At 50.2% G+C, this 20,460-nt stretch carries 22 protein-coding genes; 9 read left to right on the top strand and 13 right to left on the bottom strand.

Features of this window, described 5'->3' with window-relative positions; translation table 11 throughout:
* Position 1: 1 nt before the first annotated feature.
* From rfaF to HF650_RS00650, 3 genes are read left to right on the top strand one after another with little or no spacing between them, the layout of a single operon-like run.
* Positions 2-1,048, top strand: a complete 1,047-nt coding sequence (gene rfaF / locus HF650_RS00660; RefSeq protein WP_187800763.1) for an ADP-heptose--LPS heptosyltransferase RfaF — start codon at positions 2-4, stop codon at positions 1,046-1,048.
* A 3-nt stretch (positions 1,049-1,051) separates the two neighbouring features.
* On the top strand, positions 1,052-2,011 hold the full coding sequence (gene rfaC, locus HF650_RS00655; RefSeq protein WP_187800762.1) for a lipopolysaccharide heptosyltransferase RfaC: 960 nt from the start codon (positions 1,052-1,054) through the stop codon (positions 2,009-2,011).
* An 11-nt stretch (positions 2,012-2,022) separates the two neighbouring features.
* Complete coding sequence (locus HF650_RS00650) at positions 2,023-3,279, top strand: O-antigen ligase family protein (RefSeq protein ID WP_187800761.1); 1,257 nt, start codon at positions 2,023-2,025, stop codon at positions 3,277-3,279.
* A 34-nt stretch (positions 3,280-3,313) separates the two neighbouring features.
* Here HF650_RS00650 and HF650_RS00645 read toward each other — a convergent pair whose 3' ends face one another.
* The 9 genes from HF650_RS00645 to rfaQ all read right to left on the bottom strand — a co-directional run bounded on the left by HF650_RS00645 (position 3,314) and on the right by rfaQ (position 12,324).
* Positions 3,314-4,396, bottom strand: coding sequence for a glycosyltransferase family 9 protein (locus HF650_RS00645; RefSeq protein ID WP_187800760.1), 1,083 nt, complete (start codon positions 4,394-4,396; stop codon positions 3,314-3,316).
* Positions 4,397-4,422: 26 nt separating this feature from the next.
* Positions 4,423-5,280, bottom strand: a complete 858-nt coding sequence (gene waaZ / locus HF650_RS00640) for a 3-deoxy-D-manno-oct-2-ulosonate III transferase WaaZ (protein ID WP_187800759.1) — start codon at positions 5,278-5,280, stop codon at positions 4,423-4,425.
* Between the two features lie 188 nt (positions 5,281-5,468).
* Complete coding sequence (gene rfaY / locus HF650_RS00635) at positions 5,469-6,167, bottom strand: lipopolysaccharide core heptose(II) kinase RfaY (protein WP_187800758.1); 699 nt, start codon at positions 6,165-6,167, stop codon at positions 5,469-5,471.
* Between the two features lie 20 nt (positions 6,168-6,187).
* A complete protein-coding gene (locus HF650_RS00630; RefSeq protein ID WP_187800757.1) occupies positions 6,188-7,210 on the bottom strand; it encodes a glycosyltransferase in 1,023 nt (340 codons plus the stop codon).
* A gap of 20 nt (positions 7,211-7,230) precedes the next feature.
* Positions 7,231-8,247: a lipopolysaccharide 3-alpha-galactosyltransferase gene (gene waaO, locus HF650_RS00625; protein WP_187800756.1), complete on the bottom strand. Its 1,017-nt coding sequence runs from the start codon at positions 8,245-8,247 to the stop codon at positions 7,231-7,233.
* On the bottom strand, positions 8,244-9,338 hold the full coding sequence (gene waaB / locus HF650_RS00620) for a lipopolysaccharide 1,6-galactosyltransferase (protein WP_187800755.1): 1,095 nt from the start codon (positions 9,336-9,338) through the stop codon (positions 8,244-8,246). The genes waaO and waaB overlap by 4 nt, the downstream gene beginning before the upstream one ends.
* A gap of 19 nt (positions 9,339-9,357) precedes the next feature.
* Positions 9,358-10,155 (bottom strand): lipopolysaccharide core heptose(I) kinase RfaP, encoded by a 798-nt coding sequence (rfaP, locus tag HF650_RS00615; RefSeq protein WP_187800754.1) that lies wholly within the window; start codon positions 10,153-10,155, stop codon positions 9,358-9,360.
* A complete protein-coding gene (locus tag HF650_RS00610) occupies positions 10,148-11,272 on the bottom strand; it encodes a glycosyltransferase family 4 protein (RefSeq protein ID WP_187800753.1) in 1,125 nt (374 codons plus the stop codon). The genes rfaP and HF650_RS00610 overlap by 8 nt, the downstream gene beginning before the upstream one ends.
* Positions 11,272-12,324 (bottom strand): lipopolysaccharide core heptosyltransferase RfaQ, encoded by a 1,053-nt coding sequence (gene rfaQ, locus HF650_RS00605; protein WP_187800752.1) that lies wholly within the window; start codon positions 12,322-12,324, stop codon positions 11,272-11,274. Before rfaQ ends, HF650_RS00610 begins: the two co-directional genes overlap by 1 nt.
* A 383-nt stretch (positions 12,325-12,707) precedes the next feature.
* Here rfaQ and waaA point away from each other — a divergent pair, with 383 nt between their 5' ends.
* Both waaA and coaD read left to right on the top strand, forming a co-directional pair.
* A complete protein-coding gene (gene waaA, locus HF650_RS00600) occupies positions 12,708-13,985 on the top strand; it encodes a lipid IV(A) 3-deoxy-D-manno-octulosonic acid transferase (protein WP_187800751.1) in 1,278 nt (425 codons plus the stop codon).
* Between the two features lie 8 nt (positions 13,986-13,993).
* The gene (gene coaD / locus HF650_RS00595; RefSeq protein WP_187800750.1) at positions 13,994-14,473 is read left to right on the top strand and encodes a pantetheine-phosphate adenylyltransferase; all 480 of its coding nucleotides are present in this window, start codon (positions 13,994-13,996) and stop codon (positions 14,471-14,473) included.
* A 39-nt stretch (positions 14,474-14,512) separates the two neighbouring features.
* Here coaD and mutM read toward each other — a convergent pair whose 3' ends face one another.
* The 4 genes from mutM to radC form a co-directional block, all read right to left on the bottom strand.
* Positions 14,513-15,322 carry a bifunctional DNA-formamidopyrimidine glycosylase/DNA-(apurinic or apyrimidinic site) lyase gene (gene mutM / locus HF650_RS00590; RefSeq protein WP_187800749.1) on the bottom strand — a complete coding sequence of 270 codons (810 nt, stop codon included), beginning with the start codon at positions 15,320-15,322 and terminating at the stop codon, positions 14,513-14,515.
* Positions 15,323-15,400: 78 nt separating this feature from the next.
* Complete coding sequence (gene rpmG, locus HF650_RS00585) at positions 15,401-15,568, bottom strand: 50S ribosomal protein L33 (protein ID WP_013094893.1); 168 nt, start codon at positions 15,566-15,568, stop codon at positions 15,401-15,403.
* 20 nt (positions 15,569-15,588) lie between these two features.
* Complete coding sequence (gene rpmB / locus HF650_RS00580; RefSeq protein WP_002436699.1) at positions 15,589-15,825, bottom strand: 50S ribosomal protein L28; 237 nt, start codon at positions 15,823-15,825, stop codon at positions 15,589-15,591.
* A 216-nt stretch (positions 15,826-16,041) separates the two neighbouring features.
* Complete coding sequence (gene radC, locus HF650_RS00575; protein WP_187800748.1) at positions 16,042-16,710, bottom strand: DNA repair protein RadC; 669 nt, start codon at positions 16,708-16,710, stop codon at positions 16,042-16,044.
* A gap of 169 nt (positions 16,711-16,879) precedes the next feature.
* Between radC and coaBC the strand changes: the two genes are divergently transcribed.
* The 4 genes from coaBC (at position 16,880) to HF650_RS00555 (ending at position 20,452) form a co-directional block, all read left to right on the top strand.
* Positions 16,880-18,094: a bifunctional phosphopantothenoylcysteine decarboxylase/phosphopantothenate--cysteine ligase CoaBC gene (gene coaBC, locus HF650_RS00570; protein WP_187800747.1), complete on the top strand. Its 1,215-nt coding sequence runs from the start codon at positions 16,880-16,882 to the stop codon at positions 18,092-18,094.
* Complete coding sequence (dut, locus tag HF650_RS00565; RefSeq protein ID WP_187800746.1) at positions 18,072-18,530, top strand: dUTP diphosphatase; 459 nt, start codon at positions 18,072-18,074, stop codon at positions 18,528-18,530. The genes coaBC and dut overlap by 23 nt, the downstream gene beginning before the upstream one ends.
* 124 nt (positions 18,531-18,654) lie before the next feature.
* The gene (gene slmA, locus HF650_RS00560) at positions 18,655-19,251 is read left to right on the top strand and encodes a nucleoid occlusion factor SlmA (protein WP_094418918.1); all 597 of its coding nucleotides are present in this window, start codon (positions 18,655-18,657) and stop codon (positions 19,249-19,251) included.
* Positions 19,252-19,435: 184 nt separating this feature from the next.
* Positions 19,436-20,452: an SMP-30/gluconolactonase/LRE family protein gene (locus HF650_RS00555; RefSeq protein ID WP_187800745.1), complete on the top strand. Its 1,017-nt coding sequence runs from the start codon at positions 19,436-19,438 to the stop codon at positions 20,450-20,452.
* Positions 20,453-20,460 lie beyond the last annotated feature (8 nt).

Here is a 20,460-nt window from a genome sequence, read left to right as displayed (position 1 = left end):
TATGAAAATTCTGGTCATTGGACCCTCCTGGGTAGGCGACATGATGATGTCGCAAAGTCTTTACCGCACGCTGAAGGCGCGCTTTCCCCAGGCGATAATTGATGTGATGGCACCCGCGTGGTGCCGTCCGCTTTTATCGCGCATGCCGGAAGTTAACGAGGCGATCCCGATGCCGCTCGGTCACGGCGCGCTGGAGATTGGTGCCCGCCGTAAGCTGGGGCACAGCTTGCGCGAACGCCGTTACGATCGCGCCTACGTGCTACCTAACTCCTTTAAATCCGCCCTTGTTCCCTTCTTTGCCGGCATTCCACACCGTACCGGCTGGCGCGGTGAAATGCGCTATGGCGTACTTAACGATGCGCGAGTATTGGATAAGCAAGCCTGGCCGCTGATGGTGGAGCGCTATGTTGCGCTGGCGTATGACAAAGGCGTGATGCGCTCGGCGAAAGATCTGCCGCAGCCGCTACTCTGGCCACAGTTGCAGGTTAATGAGAGTGAAAAACTGCAGATGTGCGCCACTTTTGATCTTGCAGCTGAACGTCCGATGATCGGTTTTTGTCCCGGCGCGGAGTTTGGCCCGGCGAAACGCTGGCCACACTACCACTACGCCGAACTGGCGAAGCAGCTTATTGATGAAGGCTATCAGGTGCTGCTGTTCGGCTCGGCAAAAGATCACGAAGCGGGTAACCAAATTCTGACCGCGCTGAGTGTTGAGCAACAGGCGTGGTGTCGCAATCTGGCGGGAGAAACGCAGCTGGAGCAGGCCGTGGTGCTGATTGCCGCCTGTAAAGCGGTGGTGAGCAATGATTCAGGCTTGATGCACGTTGCCGCCGCGCTCGATCGCCCGCTGGTGGCGCTCTATGGCCCCAGCAGTCCCGATTTCACGCCGCCGCTCTCCCACAAAGCGCGCGTCATCCGCTTAATTTCTGGCTACCACAAGGTGCGCAAAGGCGATGCCGAGGAAGGGTATCATCAGAGCCTTATCGACATTACGCCGCAGCGCGTGCTGGATGAGTTGAATGGTTTGTTGCTGGCAGCAGAAGGATAAGCGATGCGGGTCTTGATTGTGAAAACCTCGTCAATGGGCGATGTGCTGCACACACTGCCCGCACTGACTGATGCCACTCAGGCCATTCCGGGCATCCGTTTTGACTGGGTCGTGGAAGAGGGTTTTGCCCAAATTCCTTCATGGCACGCCGCAGTCGATCGCGTTATCCCGGTGGCTATCCGCCGCTGGCGCAAAGCCTGGTTTTCCGCGCCCGTTACGGCAGAGCGCCAGGCTTTCCGCAATGCGGTGAAGGAGAGGCAGTACGATGCCATTATTGACGCCCAGGGGCTGGTGAAGAGCGCCGCGCTGGTCACCCGGCTGGCGCATGGCGTGAAGCATGGTATGGACTGGCACTCCGCACGCGAACCGCTGGCGAGCCTGTTCTATAACCGCCGTCATTCTATTGCGAAACAGCAACACGCGGTTGAGCGTACGCGCGAGCTCTTTGCGAAGAGTCTGGGCTATGCCAAACCACAGACGCAGGGCGACTACGGGATAGCGCAGCATTTTATCTCCGGCGCTGCGCCAGCCTCCTCCTATGCCGTCTTTTTGCATGCTACCACGCGCGATGATAAACACTGGCCAGAGAGCCATTGGCGCGCATTGATTGGCCTGCTTAACGGAAGCGGTTTGCAGATAAAGCTCCCCTGGGGAGCCCATCATGAAGAGGCACGTGCGAAGCGGTTAGCGGAAGGATTTGATTACGTTGAAGTGTTGCCGAAGATGAGTCTTGAGAAGGTGGCGCAGACACTTGCTGGCGCAAAGTTTGTGGTATCGGTCGATACGGGCCTCAGCCATCTGACGGCGGCGCTGGATCGCCCAAATATCACGTTATATGGCCCAACGGACCCAGGGCTGATTGGCGGGTATGGAAAAAACCAATATATATGCCGCGCAAGTGATGGCGATTTAGCCCATCTCAGCGCAGAAAACGTTTTTAATGAGATTGCCTGTTTAGGCTAAAGGAAAAGTGAATGCCAGCCTCTATGAGTGCGCAAACCTGGAAGGGGCGCAGTGAAAAAGCCGCGTCCATTATGGAATATGGTACGTTTATCTTGACCGCCGCTACGCTGGTCGTAGCGATGATTAATAACAATTTGAGCATGAAGTTTTTTAATATCTGCGGAATTCTCGCAATAATAACGCTCATTCTCAAAGGACGTTCAACAAGTATAAACTGGAAAAGCTTCGCGCTACCCGCTTCTATTCTTTTTATTGGCATTCTGGATCTTATTTGGTACAAAACTTTCAAAGTCGATAACTCTCCTTTTAAAGCGACGTACCATAATTATATTAATACCGTGCGGGTCTTTATTTTTGGTTTTTTCATGGTGCTGCTAGCCGCCTCGACAAAATTCAAATATAAAAGTAGTGCACTGCTTTATCTTCTCTATTCCGTTTCATTTATTATTTTAGGCTACGCTCTGTTTCAGAAATTTTCTGTCGGCATGAACAGGATTGATTTTGGCATTGGCTCATCAACGGGGGCCGCTTACTCCATCATGCTGGTTGGCTTGATTAGCGCGGTCTCTATTCTCTATACCCCAAAAAGTCACCCACTTTTGTTTGTGCTGAACGCAGTAGTGATCTTTGCTGCTTTGGTGATGACGCAGACCCGCTCATCCATTTTAATTTTCCCGATTATCTGCTGCCTGACCATCATCACTTATTACCTTAAGGATCCTAAAAAGCTATTCCTGGGAATTGGTGGTTTCTTAGCATTAATGATGGTGCTTGGCCTCGTTTTCAGCCAGTCGATTGCCAGTCGGTACGATGCGGCCGTTAAAGATATAAACTTATATCAGCAAGGTAACGGTGGCACCTCTCTCGGTGCGCGGTTTGCGATGTACGAATCAGGGATGACGCTCTTTAAGGAAGCCCCCCTAAAATGGCGTTCAGCTGATGAACGCGCGCAAGAAATTGCAAAAATGGTGGTAAAAAACAAGACGTTAAGCTCTGCGATGGTATATATCAATGTTCATCTGCACAACGAGATCATCGAAAACGCCTCGCTGAAAGGTATCATTGGCGTAATATCCGTTATTTGTTTTTATGCTGCCTTAATATTTTCCGCCTACTATTATCGCTCGATGGGTTTGTTTGCTTTTTCTCTGGCAATAATCGGGACTGGGTTAAGCGATGTGCTTCTTTGGGCGAGAAGCGTGCCGATTATCATTATTTGCGGCCTGACTCTTCTTTTACTCTTCAATAAGATCCGCAGCTCACAATAGTATGATGAATCAATGGCCACCATGCGTGGCCATTTTATTGCGTAGCATTCATCTTGCAGGCCATCAGCCTTTCCAGGCCGTTAATTAGCGTGCGCTCATCGATATCAGAGACAAAGTGCGTAGGGGAGATAATTTGCTCCGCGCACTCGCTATTCGGTGCCCATATCAGGGGCGAGGGATATTCAGCGGTACGTGCCTGAGGATAGAGCGCCAACATCGGCCGGTTAAAGGCTGAGGCAATATGCACCAGAGCGGTATCGACAGAGACAACATATTTGCTGAGCTTCGTTAAGGCTACGGTATAGATAAAATCAGGATAAGGTAGCGTTTCAATGTTGCTTACAGGGATGGAGGATAAGTCATCCGGATGACCAGTATAGATAATTCTCAGGCCAGGATGGTGCTGTGCGAACCAACTGTGGATAAGCAGCATCTGCTCAGATGAAAGACGGCAAATCTTCTTGGCGCCCAGGGGATTAATAGCAACCACGTCAGACGAGCCTACCAACGCCCTTACCGCATCTTCGACATCCGCCGGAATAGCGATATCGTAACGATAATCATCGTCTGCATCGCGTTCGAAAAGCTGCCGCACAATGACGTTTGTGCGCGAGGACATATGCTCGTTCAACTGCTCATCATGAGGGTTGTAGCGCGAATAGTAGCGCTTGTACCATTTATCAAATCCCAGCACGTACGAATCCCGCAGCCCCGAGAGCAGTAACGCGTGGCCAAAGCAAGGAAACGTTTCAAAGGGATCCAATACAACATCGAAATGGCGTTTTCTTAACTGGTGCCGAAGTTTAAGCAGTTCACTCATGTTGTTTGATTTTTTTATGAGCAGCTGGTCAATATGCGGATGTGCGTTGAGAAAAGCATGCCCCGAGCCACATGAGAGTATCGTTAACGCGATGCCTTTCCTCGACAATATTCGGTAAAGCGCGCTAAGGACAATCAGATCACCAATCTTACTGTTGTCATGAATTAATAAGCAGCTTTTTATGTTTTTGCTATCAATATTCGGTCCACGTCGGTTTTTTAAGAATAAAGAGAGAAAATTGATCTTTATTTTATTGATTAAATGCTTTTTCTTCTTGTGAAAGGTTCCAAGGCGCATTTTTCTTACCAAAAAAGTGGTTACCACTAGTTAGCAAAGGTGTTTGCTTTGCGTTCGAAATCAATTTTTTCATGCAGCTCGTGGCTGTTTTTATAATTATTTTTTTCGAGCTCATCGGGTTGCATGAAAGGAATGATGTCGTAACTAATTGCAGTATCATCCGAAAGATTAAAGATATTAATGTCTGGTATATTAGCCCGCATAAAAATAAAGAAGGGTAAAATCTTGGGCAGATCTTTACTTAACTCAGAAGGCATCGGATTGTTACTTTCGTCATAAAATCGGCGGCAGGTATTGGTCAAATCCAGACCGGAACAGATAATGGCACTATATTTCAGCGAATAGGCAATTTGAATCGCGGTATAAGCAACTGTGTGGCATGAACAGTAGCCCAGCGCGATATCCTTACTAAAACCGACCAGACGCCCCTTCTTAGACCAGGGGATATTGATAAGTAAACTTTTATGCAGGCGACTCTTCATCAGGAACTTAAGCTTTTTTATCGCTCCGCCTTTTTCGCGCTTATAGAAGGCGCGCAGTATCAGGCAGTTCTCACGCAGATAACACTTATCTTCCTCCGCTGCCGCCTCGTAAACATCAGCATTAACGATGGTAAAACGACTATTGCGGCTAAACTGATAAAAGTCATCACGGCGCTGTAACAAAAAACGGGCGTCCGTTAGAACATAAATTAACGGATTGATATCATTCTCGATTAAATAAGCGGCAGATCCGTTGACCGCGATTATATCCCGGCTGCGAAGAACCGACAAAGGCGTCTTCTTTGATGTAGGCCCAGACAGAAAGATAACAACGTCATCTGAAGACTTGTGTCTTTTCAATCGCTCAACACATGCATGTGTAATATATTTAATATTTTTCATAATAAACCTGTTGGGATTAATACATATTACTGTTTCAGACTAACAATATGCTTATCTTTAATAATCTGGGCCAAACTTAAAAACTGAAGATGGTGTTGCACTTTCCGTTACCTTTCTGCTGTGCTTATTACTATTCATCTTCGGCAAGCGATACAAGAGTAACTAGCAAAGAACGCGGAAAATTTTCATCAGCGAACCGGCTTACCTTTTATCCTACGAATAAAATTGCGTATTTTTTTCTTATAAATAAACTGGTAGTAGCCAAGGTCTTTTATACCATTAACAATACCGTAATGTCGCTCCAGGTCGATGCGATCTTTCGCTTTTCTTATCCGGGAAGGAGACTTGCCTGACAAATCTATTATCCGCACTTCGCCGTTTTGGATGATAAAATTACCTTTATGCGGATCGCCTGAGACCATACCATTTTGATGCAGCTCATCTATTGATAGTTTTATTTTTTGTTTGAGGTTGTCATCAATGGATGCAAAGTCAGCTAACTCAATACCATCAATATATTCAATTAACATTATATAAGAATGGGCGAAGCGGAATGTCTTTTTAGCAGCCAATAGATAAAAGTCATTTATGGCTTCAGCACCATTTTCTCTAATTCGCTCAGTCTGATGAAATAACGCTTCATAATAATCGCCCTTGAAAATAGACTTCAGAAAACGTTCTGTCTTTTTCTGTTTGGGGACAAAGATTTTTAGAATATACTTCCCATATTGGGTATTGATTAGCACAACTTTTGTGTCATCAATACTACGAAAAACTTTAATCACATCTATATTATAAGCAAGAAAATCTTTGAATATTTCTAGATACTTTTCACCACCTGTTTTGGTGAAAACAACATAATCCCCAACTTGATGTTTGTTACTCATAAATTTGACCAGCTATTGTTTTATTTTGAATGTAAAGAGTACTTTCTCAGAAGATATAAAAAACCTGCTTTAATACCTGCCATATATTTATGTTGCACCAGAAGATGTTTATATCTTTTCTTGAACTCGATAAATGTTCTTGCGTCACGTGGTGGTTGATCTTTCCAGGGTGATGCGGCTAACGCAGTTTGGTAGTACACGGTGGACGGGTAAGTCGCCCATTTATGCCAAGGTTTTGTCGCCCCTGTATAGTGTATTAAGACTGTTTCGTCCGAAATAATATTCTTGTAGTTTTGATGAGAGCGATCTTTCAGCTCGCTTTTAATAGTGTAGATTGTATTAAATTTCCCCGGTAAGAAATGCACTCTATCTTTTAGTAAGACATTGAGAACATCCTGGTCCGGGTACTTAAATTCTATGCCGCGATTATTTTTATTGAGAAGTATAGAGAAAGCCTGATTAGTGAGACCATTTTTCACCCACTCTTTGAGATTGGCAAACACTACGCCGGAATTAAAATAATTGTTGCGTATATCGGGGTCTTTTAATCTTTCGACGGCTTTACTCTGCATCGAATCAACATCACGTACGACTGCCGCAGCGACGTTTTCAAGGTTACATGCAGCCAGCTCATCAAGCCGACCTTTACAAAAGACGTCAGCGTCAAGATAGAGCAGCTCATCGAAACTATTGCTGAAGTATTCAAAGGCGAATAGCCGGAAATACATGGCACGTGACCAAATTTTGGTACTGGGAAGATCGCTTAGGCATTCAGAATTAATTAAATATAAATTTATTTTGATTGCATACTTCTCAGCCAGTACGCCTATTCGCTTCAGGAAGCAATCATCATACTCATCGGAGATGATGTGATAATTTATGTCGATGCTGTTATTGATTACAATCGACGTTATTGATACGCCTACCCAATCAAGATAGTTGCGATCGATTCCATAGGCGATGTTTAGAGCATGGGTTGTTTTCTCTTTGCTATAATCAAAAACTTCGAATTCAGAAATTTTAATACCTGGAAATGAGTCCACTGCATCACCTATGTGTTTTTTTAGTTTGCGATTTTCTTTTGAAAATAAAACAAATAACTCACTAACCCTTTAAGGAACTTCTTCTGATGCAGCATATGTTTGGCACAATATCGATATTGATTTGCATTTGTAGGCTTCAATAAGCGATCGTTTTTCCACGGCGACTCTCTTTTAGCACGAAGAAAACCTTGTGACACCGGATAATCAGACCAATCGTGCCACGGTTTCGTTGGCCCAATATAGTGAATGAACACCGTGCTTTCATTTACTGGGTTTGGTACACCCGTTTTTAATTCATAATTAATGCTGTACTGAGTATTAAATTTCTTATCAATAAACTTTGCTTTATCCACCAGCAGCATATTCAATACATCTTGATCGAGATGCGTAATTCTACTGGCCACAACCGGATCGCGTAGCATTTCAATCGCATTACGCGAGATATCATTCGCAGCCCAGCACGGAATATTAATCAGGAGAAAACCAGCGTTAAAATACCCATTAACTAAACCGGGTGAGTCCAGACTTACCGCTCGCTTTTGCCACCAGTTAATATCGCCTTCTGCGACAACTGCGGCGATCTCATGCTCGCTGAATTCAAGATCAATCAACTCCTGTACACTGCCCTGACAAGCGATGTCCGCATCGAGATAGAGCACGCGATCCGCTTTCTCCGTAAAATAATCGGCAATAATAAAGCGGAAATAGGTCGCATAGGTCCAGTTTTTGGTGCTGGGTAGTGATTTCAATTTATCGCAATTCACCAGATAAACCGTAATCCGTGCCTGGTATTGCTCTGCGAGCGAGGAGAACTTTTTGTTATCCTCTTCTGTTATATAGTCTGTAAAGACATGGAAGGATAATCGCTTATCTTTATTATTTAAAAGAATTGACGCTATCGAAATCCCACATCCATAAAGGAAGTTCTTATCGATGCCGTAAGCGATATTAAACGCACTGATGCCAGCATCAGATAAATAGTTATAATCCTTTATCGAAAGAATCACTTCTTTCTCATCAAAATAAGTTTGGCTCATTCAATGCTCGTATTCAGTGCCGTGAGGACCGAGAGGATCGCCTCTCGCATACGTCGATTATAGGTTTCGGTATAGAACGCGCTGATTGACTGCTTAACCGTATCTGGCTGGAATGACGTGCGATGATCAACAACCTGCTGCAGCAAGGCCACAAACTCAGCCATCTCGCCTGGCGGATAGAGATAGCCATTGACGCCCTGGCGAATAATATCTTCCGGACCGGCAACACAATTTGCGCTGATGCAGGGAATGCCCCACGCCATCGCTTCCAGCAGCACCATCCCGAAGCCTTCAAAGGATGAGGTCAGTAGCAATGCGGAGACTTTTTTGATTTTGTCCCTGACCACGTCCCAGGGCTGAGCCTGCCAGCCATGCCAGGTGATGTTGCGGTCGATATTGAGTTTGCGCGCGTAAGCCTTGCACTTTTCAAAATCCGAACCATCGCCAATCGCATGCAGATGCCACTGTCCTTTAACCTGCGCGAGACCATCGAGCAGATCTTTAACTTTTTTCTGCCCTTCAAACTTCATTCTGCCGACGTATAAGAAGGTCGCAGTCTCGTCCGCATTCGGGGTGGGGATCGTGCCGCTCTGCGGTTCAACGGGGTTATAGACGAGGTGGATTGTCTCCTCCGCAATATCCCGCGCCTCCATCTGCGTTTTGATACCGCTGCTTATCGCGAGGTGATAATCAGCCCAGACTACACAGTCACCGTGCTTTTTATGATCCAGCGAGAAATGCGGCCACGACAAAACAGTAAAACGATGTTTGCATTTCCGCCGCGCTCTGTTTACCAGAAAGCAGGTGGGCGTATCAATGCAGATTACAAAGTCGGGTTTATGCTCATTCATCCAGCGCTTGAAATTATGGATATGGATCGCGCGCCTGATAAAACTGAGTTTAATGTTCGAGAAGGAGTAAGCCGCGTTAATCCCTGCCAGCCACCCTTTATCCATTTTGTCGTTACGGCAAAAAAAGAACATCTCGCACTGCGCAAAGGCAGCTTGCTGAAACGAATGAATGACGGCTTTGATGACCGTTTCCATGCCACCAAAACCCGATACGGCTTCACCAACAAATGCAATTTTCATTGAGTGACCACTTCTCATTTTAGAGAGATTTACGTTCCGTTCTTTCGCGGATTTTTTCAGCCCGAGCCTGCGCTTGCGCTAATAAACCAGCCTCTTGCTGGACAATCTTTCGCGGCGAGGCGGCAAAGTAGACGGTAAGAAAACGCCAGATATCCCGCTGGGTAAGACCAATATTGAGTGAAGAGAAGTAGAGCCCAACCAGATCTTTATCACGCCAGCGCGTCGGCACATGGGCACGCATTTGCGCACGATGCAGATCGATCACCGAGATTTTCAGGCTCTTTTCGTCGCCTTCAAAAGGCAGATGGAGCAGGAAATGGCAGATATAGCAGTCCCGATGGTTTACCCCGGCCTGATGCATCTTGCGCACCATGGTGGCAACACGCCGAATAATCATCCGTTTGACACGCGGCTCCGGCGGCGTCGTCAGCCAGTCAGCGCAATAGTCTTCAAGGCTAATGGTTGGCGTCAGATCTTCAGTGATAATGAAAGACGTTTTATTGATAGGGTTGGCACCCTTTTCGCCAAACCCAACGCCGTGCATGGTATCAACACCTGCATCATGCAGACGATGAATGGCTTTCCACTCGCGATCGGCGCCCAGTACCGGCAGACGCAGCGAAAGCAGATTTTTCACCACCTCTTTAAACGCGGTGCCCTGATGCCACTTCAGGAAATAGCTTTTACCGGCGAGTTCAAAACGCAGGGTGCGGCGCGTTTCGAGCTGGCGAAATACCTCGCCCTGTAACTTTTCCACTTCGGCAAACGCATCTTTACCCCGCCAGAGTGTCGCCAGCGGCTCTTTCAATTCAACCATTCACTTCACCCGTAATGATGTCCGCCGCTCTCTCCGGCAGGCTATAAAGATCTTCTGTATCCGCGAAATACCGCGCCCGCTCCGCCCATGCTTCGCGCAGGGCAGGCTCTTGCAATGCACGCTGTAGCGCCTCGTTTAACGCGGCCTGAGACCATGGATCCTCGATTACCACACCGCACTGCGCACGGGCAATGTAGGGCGCATATCCGCAAACGCTGCTGACGATCACCGGCAGACCCGCGGTTATCGCTTCAAGCAGCACAATGCCCGCCGCTTCCTGGTAGGCCGGATGCATCAGCAGATCGGCACCCGCCATCAGCTCAGCCACATCGCTACGCCCTGAAAAGAAGTGCACGTTATCTTTGATACCTGCCTTCGCTGCCTGTGCGGCAAAGCGCCCCGGCTTGTCCTGGCCGACGATAAACAGCTGAGTCTTTTTTCTTAATGCTTCTGGCAGCGCGGCAACAGCGGCAAGCGTACGATCAACGCCTTTCCTGCTGAAATCGGATCCGATCTGTAACAACCAGAATTGATCGTCCGCGATGCCGTTTTTTTCACGGTAGATCTGGCGGGCATTGGCGATCTGCTGGCTGTATTTACGATCGGGATAGATCCCCGGCGGCAGAATGTGAAATCTTTCGCTTTCAGTATGGTAATGCCGCTGAAAATCGCCGATCTGCTTGTCGGTCAGCATCAGCAGCTGCGTCGCTTTCCCTTGTTCAAAGGTCGCTTTCTCAAAGGCGGCATAATGGCGATAACGGGCGGTCAGGCGGTAAAAGAAGCCCTTCTCCTGCGCCACTTTTTCGGCATAGCAAACGTCGGCCGCATAGTAGACATCCAGTCCCGGCATTTTATTAAAGCCGACCACGCGATCGGCGGGATGTTTCGCCAGATGCGCCACTACCCAGGCGTGATACTCAGCGTTGCGCCCGTGGTTGGTGCGCGACGTGACCGGGACGCGGATCAGCTCAAACTCTGTGGGCTGCTCGCCTTCCCATGACTGCACATAGACCCTGACATGATGCCCGCGCCCGGCGACGGTCTGCGCAATACGCATAAAGTCGCGCTGCAGGCCGCCAAAGGGAAAATATTTGTATAAACAGAAAGCGACAATCATCAGCAGACGCCTTCTAAAGAGGGCAACATCTTCTCTGTCGCCGCGATGACGTCTTCTGCCGGAATAACAGAGAGATACTTCTTGTTTCTGTCCAACTGGCTGCGCGGCGGCATCGGCTGATAATTACCGGCCCAGAACTGGATGATGTTGTCGCTCCATGGTCGCCAGAAAACGTGGTCGGTGGCACCAAAGAGGCAGATAATCGGCGTCTTTACCGCAGCGGCGATATGGCCTGGCGCAGAATCCACGCCAATAAACAGCGCGGCGTGGGCGATTAAGGCACCGAGTTCAGGAAAACGCGTTTTACCCGCCAGAGAAGTGACGGGCCTGCGCGCACATCCGCGGGCAATCTCCTCAACGCAGGCGAGATCGTCAGCGCCCGGGCCGGAAGTCAGTACGACGTCATATCCCCGGGCTTGCAGGGCATCGATCACCTGCGAGAATTTTTCATTATCCCAGCATTTAAACAGCTGGCGGGCTGTTGGCTGCACAACGACATAGTGCTCACCAACGCCAGCCTCATCCAACACGCTGCGCATGCGCTCCCAGTGTTCGGGCGCATAGCTCATGGTGGTATCACGGCAGAAGTCAGTAATTCCCAGTGGAGCCAGAGTCGATAAATTACGTTCCACCGCGTGTTCACCGGCAAACGGCGCAAGATGAGTAAAGCTTTTTTTCCAGAAAGCAGACTGCCGATGGGCGTAATCCTGCGAAATTTTCACTTTTGCTGGCAGAAAGCGTACCAGCGGCGCCACAATGTGTTGATCCGTCAGATTGACGATGAGATCGTAGTTATTCTTGCGTAATTGGCTCACCAGACTGAAGAAATTCCCTATCTTTTCCTTCAATGACGTCCCCTTATTGCTCATGCCATAAAGAGCATGGATTTCAGGGTTTTCGGATAAGATTGGCATTGTGTCTTTGTAGAGCAGCATATCAATGCGCGCATCAGGATAGTTGCGTTTTAACGTGCTGACGACCGGCGTGGTCAGCAGCATGTCTCCATGAAAACGCATTTTAATAACCAGAATTCGGTGAAATGGCTTTTCCACAATCGGCTCTTCTTGATGTATATCCGTGAAAAATTACAGGCACGCTACCGCCCCAGGCTCGACAGCTACCTGAACACTGATATTGCGTACTTATAGATCCTTTATTGTACCACTTCTTTATCACCAATCCGACTCGAAGCACTTTTCAACAAAGACCTGAAAATTAAAATAAAAATCAACAATATAAATAATCAGCATTACTACATGGTCATAATCAGTTCGTTCTGAAACATTCAATAATTAGATAAAAATGAAAAAAAATTGATAAGAGTGATACTCATGACGTGATAAGAGGCGAATTTGGTCGATTTCAGCAAAAGTAATAGCAATGACGGTACTAAATACATAAAATCCCCAGCACATTCCTAAGCCTGCAACGTACTATGCTCCAATTGCTCTACACCACACTGCTGTACATTATTCAGCCGCTGATTTGGGTGCGGTTGTGGGTGCGTGGTGCAAAAGCTCCGGCTTACCGTAAACGCTGGGGCGAGCGCTATGGCTTCTACAATAAGCCGTTGAAAGCAGGCGGCATCATGCTGCACTCCGTTTCCGTGGGCGAAACGCTGGCCGCCATTCCGCTGGTGCGCGCCTTACGTCACCGCTATCCCGATCTGCCCATTACCGTTACCACCATGACACCAACCGGCTCCGAGCGGGTAATGTCAGCATTCGGTGGCGACGTTCAGCATGTTTATCTGCCTTACGATCTGCCAGACGCGCTAAACCGTTTCCTCGATAAGGTCGACCCTAAGCTGGTGTTGATAATGGAAACCGAGCTGTGGCCTAACCTGATTAGCGCTCTGCATAAACGAAGCATTCCGCTGGTGATTGCTAACGCCCGTCTCTCGGCGCGCTCCGCCGCTGGCTATGCGAAGTTGGGTAAATTTATTCAGAAATTGCTGCGCAAAATTACGCTAATTGCCGCGCAAAACAGCGAAGATGGCGACCGTTTTATTGCACTTGGCGCTAAACGCAACCAGCTTACAGTAACCGGTAGCCTGAAGTTCGATATCTCTGTCACACCGCAACTTGCCTCCCGCGCTGTCGCCCTGCGTCGTCAGTGGGCGCCGCATCGTCCGGTCTGGATTGCTACCAGCACCCACGAAGGCGAAGAGAGCATTATGCTGCTCGCGCATCAGGCCTTGCTAAAACAGTTTCCTGATTTACTCTTGATTCTGGTTCCACGTCATCCTGAACGCTTCCCTGACGCCGTAAATATGGTGCGGGAGGCAGGTTTGAGTTTCATCACACGCTCTTCCGGCGAAATCCCCTCTGCCAGCACCCAGGTGGTGGTTGGCGATACGATGGGCGAGCTGATGCTGCTTTACGGCATTGCCGATTTGGCGTTTGTCGGCGGGTCGCTGGTCGAGAGAGGCGGTCATAACCCACTTGAAGCCGCCGCGCATGCAATACCTGTGCTGATGGGGCCGCATACGTTCAACTTCAAAGATATCTGCGCGCGGTTGACGCAGGCCGATGGGTTGATCACCGTAAACGATGTGGACGCGCTCATCAAAGAGGTCACCTCTTTGTTGACCGATGAAGATTACCGGAGTTTTTACGGTCGCCACGCAGTGGAAGTGCTCTATCAGAATCAGGGCGCTCTGCAGCTTTTGTTGCAACTGCTGGAACCCTACCTGCCACCTAAAGCGCAATAAGGTCGATTATGCAAAAGCGGGCGATCTACCCTGGTACGTTTGATCCCATCACCAACGGGCATATCGATATTGTGACCCGTGCCGCCGCGATGTTTGATGAGCTGATACTGGCGATTGCCGCCAGCCCGAGCAAAAAACCGATGTTCAGCCTCGATGAGCGCGTTGCGCTGGCGCAGCAGGCGACGGCACATTTGCGAAATGTCACGGTAGTCGGCTTTAGCGATCTGATGGCTAACTTCGCACGTGACCAGCAGGCCACGATTTTGATCCGTGGTCTGCGCGCGGTAGCGGATTTTGAGTATGAGATGCAGTTGGCGCATATGAACCGGCATCTGATGCCGGATCTGGAAAGCGTCTATTTAATGCCGTCGAAAGAGTGGTCATTTATCTCCTCTTCGCTGGTCAAAGAGGTGGCGCGCCACCAGGGTGATGTCGCACATTTCCTGCCGCAGCCGGTTCACCAAGCGCTGCTTGATAAGCTGAAGTAAGCTTCGAAGCCGGATAGCTAATCCGGCTTTATTCCCCACCTATTTCTGACACTGCCGGCAGTAAAACGTTGAACGCTGCGCATGTTTTGCCGCCAAGATTGGCGTGCCGCAGATGCGACAAGGCTGTCCTTCCCGCCCGTAAACCTGCAGCTCCTGTGCGAAATAACCAGGTTTGCCGTCGCTTTGCAGGAAGTCTTTCAGCGTCGTTCCGCCCTGCTCAATAGAGCGCAACAACACCGCTTTGATCACGCGTACCAGCAGTTCATACTCCTGCTGCGAGAGGGATGAGGCCAGCCGATCGGGATGGATCCCGGCGGCAAACAGCGATTCGCTGGCGTAGATATTGCCGACGCCCACCACCAGCTTGTTATCCATCAGCCAGGGTTTTATCGCCGTTTTCTTCTTCGCGCACTTCTCACGCAGATAGTCGACGTTAAAGGCGTTGCTCAACGGCTCCGGGCCGAGATGCGCCAGCACGTTGTGCCCTTCCAGCTCTTTGGTCCATAGCCATGCACCGAAACGACGCGGATCGGTGTAACGCAGCACTTTGCCGTTGCTCATGACCAGATCAACATGGTCATGTTTTTGCGCGGGAAGCTCGTGGGGTAGAACGCGCAGACTGCCGGACATACCGAGATGAATGATGATCCAGCCATCCGGCAGCTCCAGCAACAAGTATTTAGCGCGTCGCTGCACGCTGAGCACCGGTTTGTCGCTCAGGCTATGGATCTCTTCGGAAACAGGCCAGCGTAGCCGACTGTTACGCACCACGGCATGCAGGATGGTTTCACCGACCAGGTGCGGCTCAATGCCTCTGCGGCTGGTTTCAACTTCAGGTAATTCAGGCATCTCATCTCCGGCTTTTGGCGGGCTATCAGAAATGCAAAAACCCCGACAGAGCGGGGTTTTTGTTCAAGAAAACTAAAATTATTTAATTTTAGCTTCTTTGTACATCACGTGCTGACGGACAACTGGATCGAACTTTTTCAGTTCCAGTTTTTCCGGCTTAGTACGTTTGTTCTTCGTGGTGGTGTAGAAGTGACCAGTACCAGCGGAAGAAACCAGCTTGATTTTCTCACGAATACCTTTAGCCATGATTTTTATCCTTTAAGTACTTAGTACTTTTCGCCACGGGCACGCAGTTCAGACAGAACTGTATCGATGCCTTTCTTATCAATTACACGCATACCTTTAGCAGATACACGCAGGGTGACAAAACGCTTTTCGCTCTCAACCCAAAAACGGTGAGAGTGCAGGTTCGGCAGGAAACGGCGTTTAGTCGCGTTCAGTGCGTGGGAACGGTTATTACCGGTCACCGGACGCTTGCCAGTAACTTGGCAGACTCGGGACATGTCTATTCTCCAAAAATCAAATTAGCTCGAGCTTCGTATGGGGTATTGGCGCCTCGTCAGGCTTTACAGCCCGGTCATCGCAGTTCTATGTGAACTCTCGATTGCCAGGCCCAAATGCCAAACCCGAGATTCTCAAAGGTGGCGTAGTATACGCTGACTCGGCGGTGTGCTCAAGTCCCGAACAGACAAAGATCCCGATGGATCGCGCAAAGTGGTCTAAATCCAACCGCGTTCCGCAAAAGAAACGCACTCACCGCGACCAATGACCAGATGATCAAGAACGCGAATGTCCATGAGTTGGCAGCATTTTATCACTCGTTCGGTGATGGCCTTATCTGCTCTGCTGGGCTCAGCATTACCCGAGGGGTGATTATGCGCGAGGATCACGCCGACCGCATTGAATTTTATTGCTTCGCGTAAAATTTCTCGCGGATGCACCTCAACATGGTTAATCGTGCCGGAAAATAGCCGGGCGTGTTTGATGATGCGGTTGCGGTTATCAAGCAGGATAACCATAAAGACCTCACGCTCTTCGTTTGCCAGCTGGCTTTGCAAAAATTCCCGCACCATATCCGGGCTGAGCAGAGAACTCTCCTCGGCAATACGCGCGTTGTAGGAGCGCCTTGCCAGTTCACCGATGCCCCTGAGCTGCGTATATTTGGCAATGCCAATGCCCGAGATAAAACGAAACTCATCGTAGTCAGCACAGAGCAGAGAGTGGAGCGAGCTGAAGTGGTTTAACATCTCGCGCGCGACGGTAAGTACGCTTTTCCCGCATGCGCCAGTGCGTAAAAACAGTGCCAGTAACTCAACATCCGTAAGAGACTCAACGCCCAACTGCATCATCTTTTCACGCGGCTTTTGAGGAATTAACACAATCGCCATATCTACACCTCCCTGTCTGGCTCTCATGCTGCCACATCCAGAGATGCTCATCGAATGGCACTTTTCAATGCTGCGTAACGCCTCGCAAAGTGGTTCACGGGCACAGGCACGACGACATCAGGATTGTGATAAAATCCCCAGCCTCTGGCGAATCCAACGGGAAAGAATCATGACAACTCTGGCGGGTAAAAAAATTGTCCTCGGCGTAAGCGGGGGTATCGCGGCCTATAAAGCGCCTGAGCTGGTGCGCCGCTTGCGCGATCGCGGTGCGGAAGTCCGCGTGGCGCTGACCGAGGCCGCCAAAGCCTTTATCACACCGCTAAGTCTGCAGGCCGTTTCCGGTTATCCTGTCTCCGACAGCCTGCTCGACCCCGCCGCGGAAGCGGCAATGGGGCATATTGAGTTGGGTAAATGGGCCGATCTGGTGATTCTGGCTCCCGCCACCGCCGATTTAATCGCTCGCGTCGCGGCGGGCATGGCGAATGACCTGGTCACAACTATCTGCCTGGCCACGCCGTCACCGGTTGCGGTTGTCCCGGCGATGAATCAGCAGATGTACCGCAACGCCACTACCCAGCACAATTTACAGGTGCTGGCGTCGCGCGGCCTGCTGTTGTGGGGGCCAGACAGCGGTAGCCAGGCGTGCGGCGACGTTGGCCCGGGCCGCATGCTCGATCCGCTCACCATCGTCGATATGGCCGCGGCTCACTTTTCGCCGGTCAAGGATCTGCAACATCTGAACATTATGATTACCGCCGGTCCGACCCGTGAACCGCTGGATCCGGTGCGCTACATCACTAATCTCAGCTCTGGCAAAATGGGCTTCGCGATCGCCGAAGCAGCTGCGAAGCGCGGCGCGAATGTGACGCTGGTTTCAGGCCCGGTGTCGCTACCTACGCCCGCCTTAGTTCAGCGCGTGGATGTCACTACCGCCCTTGAGATGGAAGCGGCAGTACAGCAGCGCGCCCAGCAGCAGCATATTTTTATCGGCTGCGCGGCGGTCGCTGACTATCGGGCCAGCGAGATCGCGCCGGAGAAAATTAAAAAGCAAGGCGATGAAATCACACTAAAAATGGTGAAGAACCCCGATATCGTCGCCGGCGTTGCGGCGCTCACCAATCATCGACCTTATGTTGTTGGGTTTGCCGCGGAAACGAATAATGTGGAAGAATACGCCCGGCAGAAACGCGCCCGCAAAAACCTCGACCTGATTTGCGCCAACGATGTTTCGCAATCTAATCAAGGCTTTAATAGCGACAACAACGCATTACATCTGTTCTGGCAAGATGGCGATAAGCGCTTGCCGCTGGAGCGCAAAGCGCTGCTGGGACACCTATTACTGGACGAGATTGTTACCCGTTATGATGAAAAAAATCGACGTTAAGATTCTGGACCCGCGTGTGGGTGAGCAGTTCCCGCTGCCGACCTATGCCACTTCCGGCTCCGCCGGTCTTGACCTGCGCGCCTGTCTGGATGACGCCGTAGAGCTGGCGCCAGGCGCCACCACACTGCTGCCTACAGGTCTGGCGATTCACATTGCCGACCCAACCCTTGCAGCCGTCATTTTGCCGCGCTCGGGCCTGGGTCATAAACATGGCGTGGTACTGGGCAACCTGGTTGGGCTGATTGATTCCGATTACCAGGGGCAACTGATGGTCTCCGTCTGGAACCGCGGGAAAGAGAGCTTCACCATCGTGCCTGGCGAGCGTATCGCGCAGATGGTCTTTGTACCGGTGGTGCAGGCTGAATTTAACCTGGTGGAAGAGTTCGATGCCACCGTGCGTGGCGAAGGCGGCTTTGGCCACTCCGGGCGTCAATAATCCGCGCTATTTAACGCATTACACAACACTATAACGCGATAAGATCACCGCAAATGCCAGGCATTTGCGGCCGTTGTGTGGTTGCTCGCCTGACAAGTGATTATTTTCTGGGGTTTTTTAGAACATGGCAGAAAAACAGACTGCGAAAAAGAATCGCCGTGAGGAAATACTTCAATCTCTGGCGTTAATGCTGGAATCCAGCGATGGAAGCCAACGTATTACCACGGCGAAACTGGCGGCATCGGTCGGCGTCTCTGAAGCCGCGCTGTATCGTCACTTTCCCAGCAAAACACGCATGTTCGATAGCCTGATCGAGTTTATCGAAGATAGCCTGATTACCCGCATCAACCTGATTTTAAAAGATGAAAAAGACACGACTGCGCGTTTGCGTCTGATTGTCTTACTGATTCTGGGCTTCGGCGAACGTAATCCCGGCCTGACCCGCATCATGACCGGTCATGCGCTGATGTTTGAGCAGGATCGCCTGCAGGGGCGCATCAACCAGCTTTTTGAGCGTATTGAAGCGCAGCTGCGCCAGGTCCTGCGCGAGCGCAAAATGCGTGAAGGCGAAGGGTATGCGACCGACGAGACACTGCTGGCAAGCCAGCTGCTGGCCTTCTGTGAAGGGATGCTGTCGCGCTATGTGCGCAGCGAGTTCAAATATAGCCCGACCGAAGATTTTGACGCGCGCTGGCCGCTGTTACTTCTGCAATTACAGTAATCACCCTATGCAGCCTCTGTGGCTGCATTCGCATTTCCCGCCATTCTGTGTAAAAGCCCAACGTAATTCGTAACAATGCCAGATGTGGCACCCTTGCCGATTCTCTACGCTCCTTCAGGCACCTGGTTATTCCTAAAACAAATTACCGCTTCGATACCCTATAAAAGCAAGAAGGAGAGACCGGATGGCAACATCTCGTCGGGAACTGTTAAAGCTGAGCGGTATCGCTACCGCTTCCCTGTTACTCAGTCAAAAAAGTTTTGCTGCATGGGCGCCTGCACAGCGCTACCCCGATCCGCGCGTGGTCGCGCTCGATGACGCCTTTCGTGGTTATATGGTCTCCAGCGCCAAAGTAGAACAAATCGCTACTGGCTGTCGCTGGGCGGAAGGGCCGTTATGGTTTGGGGATATGCGCATGCTGCTCTGGAGCGACATCCCCAACAATGCAGTGATGCGCTGGGATGAACAGACTGGCGAGACCGCTGTTTTTCGCAAACCGGCAAATAACGCCAACGGTCATGCCCGCGATCGCCAGGGGCGATTGATCAGCTGTGAGCACGATACGCGGCGTATTACGCGCACAGAGTACGACGGCACCATTACAGTACTGGCGGATAGCTTCGACGGTAAGCCGCTCAACTCGCCGAACGACATCGCCGTTAAATCTGACGGCTCAGTCTGGTTTACCGACCCACCATTTGGCATTACCGGTTTTTATGAAGGACATAAAGCCGAGCCGCAGCTGCCGCAGAATGTTTATCGTCTCGATCCGCAAACCCGCAAGCTGGAAGTGGTGCTGGGGGATGTGCGCGGGCCGAATGGCATCTGCTTCTCGCCGGACGAAAAAATCCTCTATGTTGTGGAGAGCCGCGCTACGCCTAATCGTTTAATACTGGCGTGGGATATTGTCGACGGGCAGTTACAAAATAGGCGGGTGCATATTGATTGTGACAACGGCACCGCGGACGGTATCGCCTGCGATGTAGATGGCAATTTATGGTGCGGCTGGGGCATGGGCAGCGACGAGCTGGATGGTGTTCGGGTGTTTAACCCGCAGGGCAAAGCGATTGGCATGATTCACCTGCCCGAGCGCTGCGCTAATCTCTGCTTCGGCGGCGAGCAGCGAAACCGGCTCTTTATGGCCGCCAGCACCTCGATTTACGCCCTGTATGTCAACACGCAGGGCGCACAGCTTCTGTAAGACGAAAC

The sequence above is a fragment of the Kosakonia sp. SMBL-WEM22 genome (genome assembly GCF_014490785.1).
Taxonomy (GTDB): Bacteria; Pseudomonadota; Gammaproteobacteria; order Enterobacterales; family Enterobacteriaceae; genus Kosakonia.
Note: the sequence above shows the minus strand (reverse complement) of the source record. Positions and strands in the feature narration are given on the sequence as shown.

Bases quoted from the DNA above. Each gene is read 5' to 3' on its own strand.
- rfaF (WP_187800763.1), top strand. From the start codon at position 2: ATGAAAATTCTGGTCATTGGACCCTCCTGGGTAGGCGACATGATGATG.
- rfaC (WP_187800762.1), top strand. From the start codon at position 1,052: ATGCGGGTCTTGATTGTGAAAACCTCGTCAATGGGCGATGTGCTGCAC.
- HF650_RS00650 (WP_187800761.1), top strand. From the start codon at position 2,023: ATGCCAGCCTCTATGAGTGCGCAAACCTGGAAGGGGCGCAGTGAAAAA.
- HF650_RS00645 (WP_187800760.1), bottom strand. From the start codon at position 4,396: ATGCGCCTTGGAACCTTTCACAAGAAGAAAAAGCATTTAATCAATAAA.
- waaZ (WP_187800759.1), bottom strand. From the start codon at position 5,280: ATGAAAAATATTAAATATATTACACATGCATGTGTTGAGCGATTGAAA.
- rfaY (WP_187800758.1), bottom strand. From the start codon at position 6,167: ATGAGTAACAAACATCAAGTTGGGGATTATGTTGTTTTCACCAAAACA.
- waaO (WP_187800756.1), bottom strand. From the start codon at position 8,247: ATGAGCCAAACTTATTTTGATGAGAAAGAAGTGATTCTTTCGATAAAG.
- waaB (WP_187800755.1), bottom strand. From the start codon at position 9,338: ATGAAAATTGCATTTGTTGGTGAAGCCGTATCGGGTTTTGGTGGCATG.
- rfaP (WP_187800754.1), bottom strand. From the start codon at position 10,155: ATGGTTGAATTGAAAGAGCCGCTGGCGACACTCTGGCGGGGTAAAGAT.
- HF650_RS00610 (WP_187800753.1), bottom strand. From the start codon at position 11,272: ATGATTGTCGCTTTCTGTTTATACAAATATTTTCCCTTTGGCGGCCTG.
- waaA (WP_187800751.1), top strand. From the start codon at position 12,708: ATGCTCCAATTGCTCTACACCACACTGCTGTACATTATTCAGCCGCTG.
- coaD (WP_187800750.1), top strand. From the start codon at position 13,994: ATGCAAAAGCGGGCGATCTACCCTGGTACGTTTGATCCCATCACCAAC.
- mutM (WP_187800749.1), bottom strand. From the start codon at position 15,322: ATGCCTGAATTACCTGAAGTTGAAACCAGCCGCAGAGGCATTGAGCCG.
- rpmG (WP_013094893.1), bottom strand. From the start codon at position 15,568: ATGGCTAAAGGTATTCGTGAGAAAATCAAGCTGGTTTCTTCCGCTGGT.
- rpmB (WP_002436699.1), bottom strand. From the start codon at position 15,825: ATGTCCCGAGTCTGCCAAGTTACTGGCAAGCGTCCGGTGACCGGTAAT.
- radC (WP_187800748.1), bottom strand. From the start codon at position 16,710: ATGGCGATTGTGTTAATTCCTCAAAAGCCGCGTGAAAAGATGATGCAG.
- coaBC (WP_187800747.1), top strand. From the start codon at position 16,880: ATGACAACTCTGGCGGGTAAAAAAATTGTCCTCGGCGTAAGCGGGGGT.
- dut (WP_187800746.1), top strand. From the start codon at position 18,072: ATGATGAAAAAAATCGACGTTAAGATTCTGGACCCGCGTGTGGGTGAG.
- slmA (WP_094418918.1), top strand. From the start codon at position 18,655: ATGGCAGAAAAACAGACTGCGAAAAAGAATCGCCGTGAGGAAATACTT.
- HF650_RS00555 (WP_187800745.1), top strand. From the start codon at position 19,436: ATGGCAACATCTCGTCGGGAACTGTTAAAGCTGAGCGGTATCGCTACC.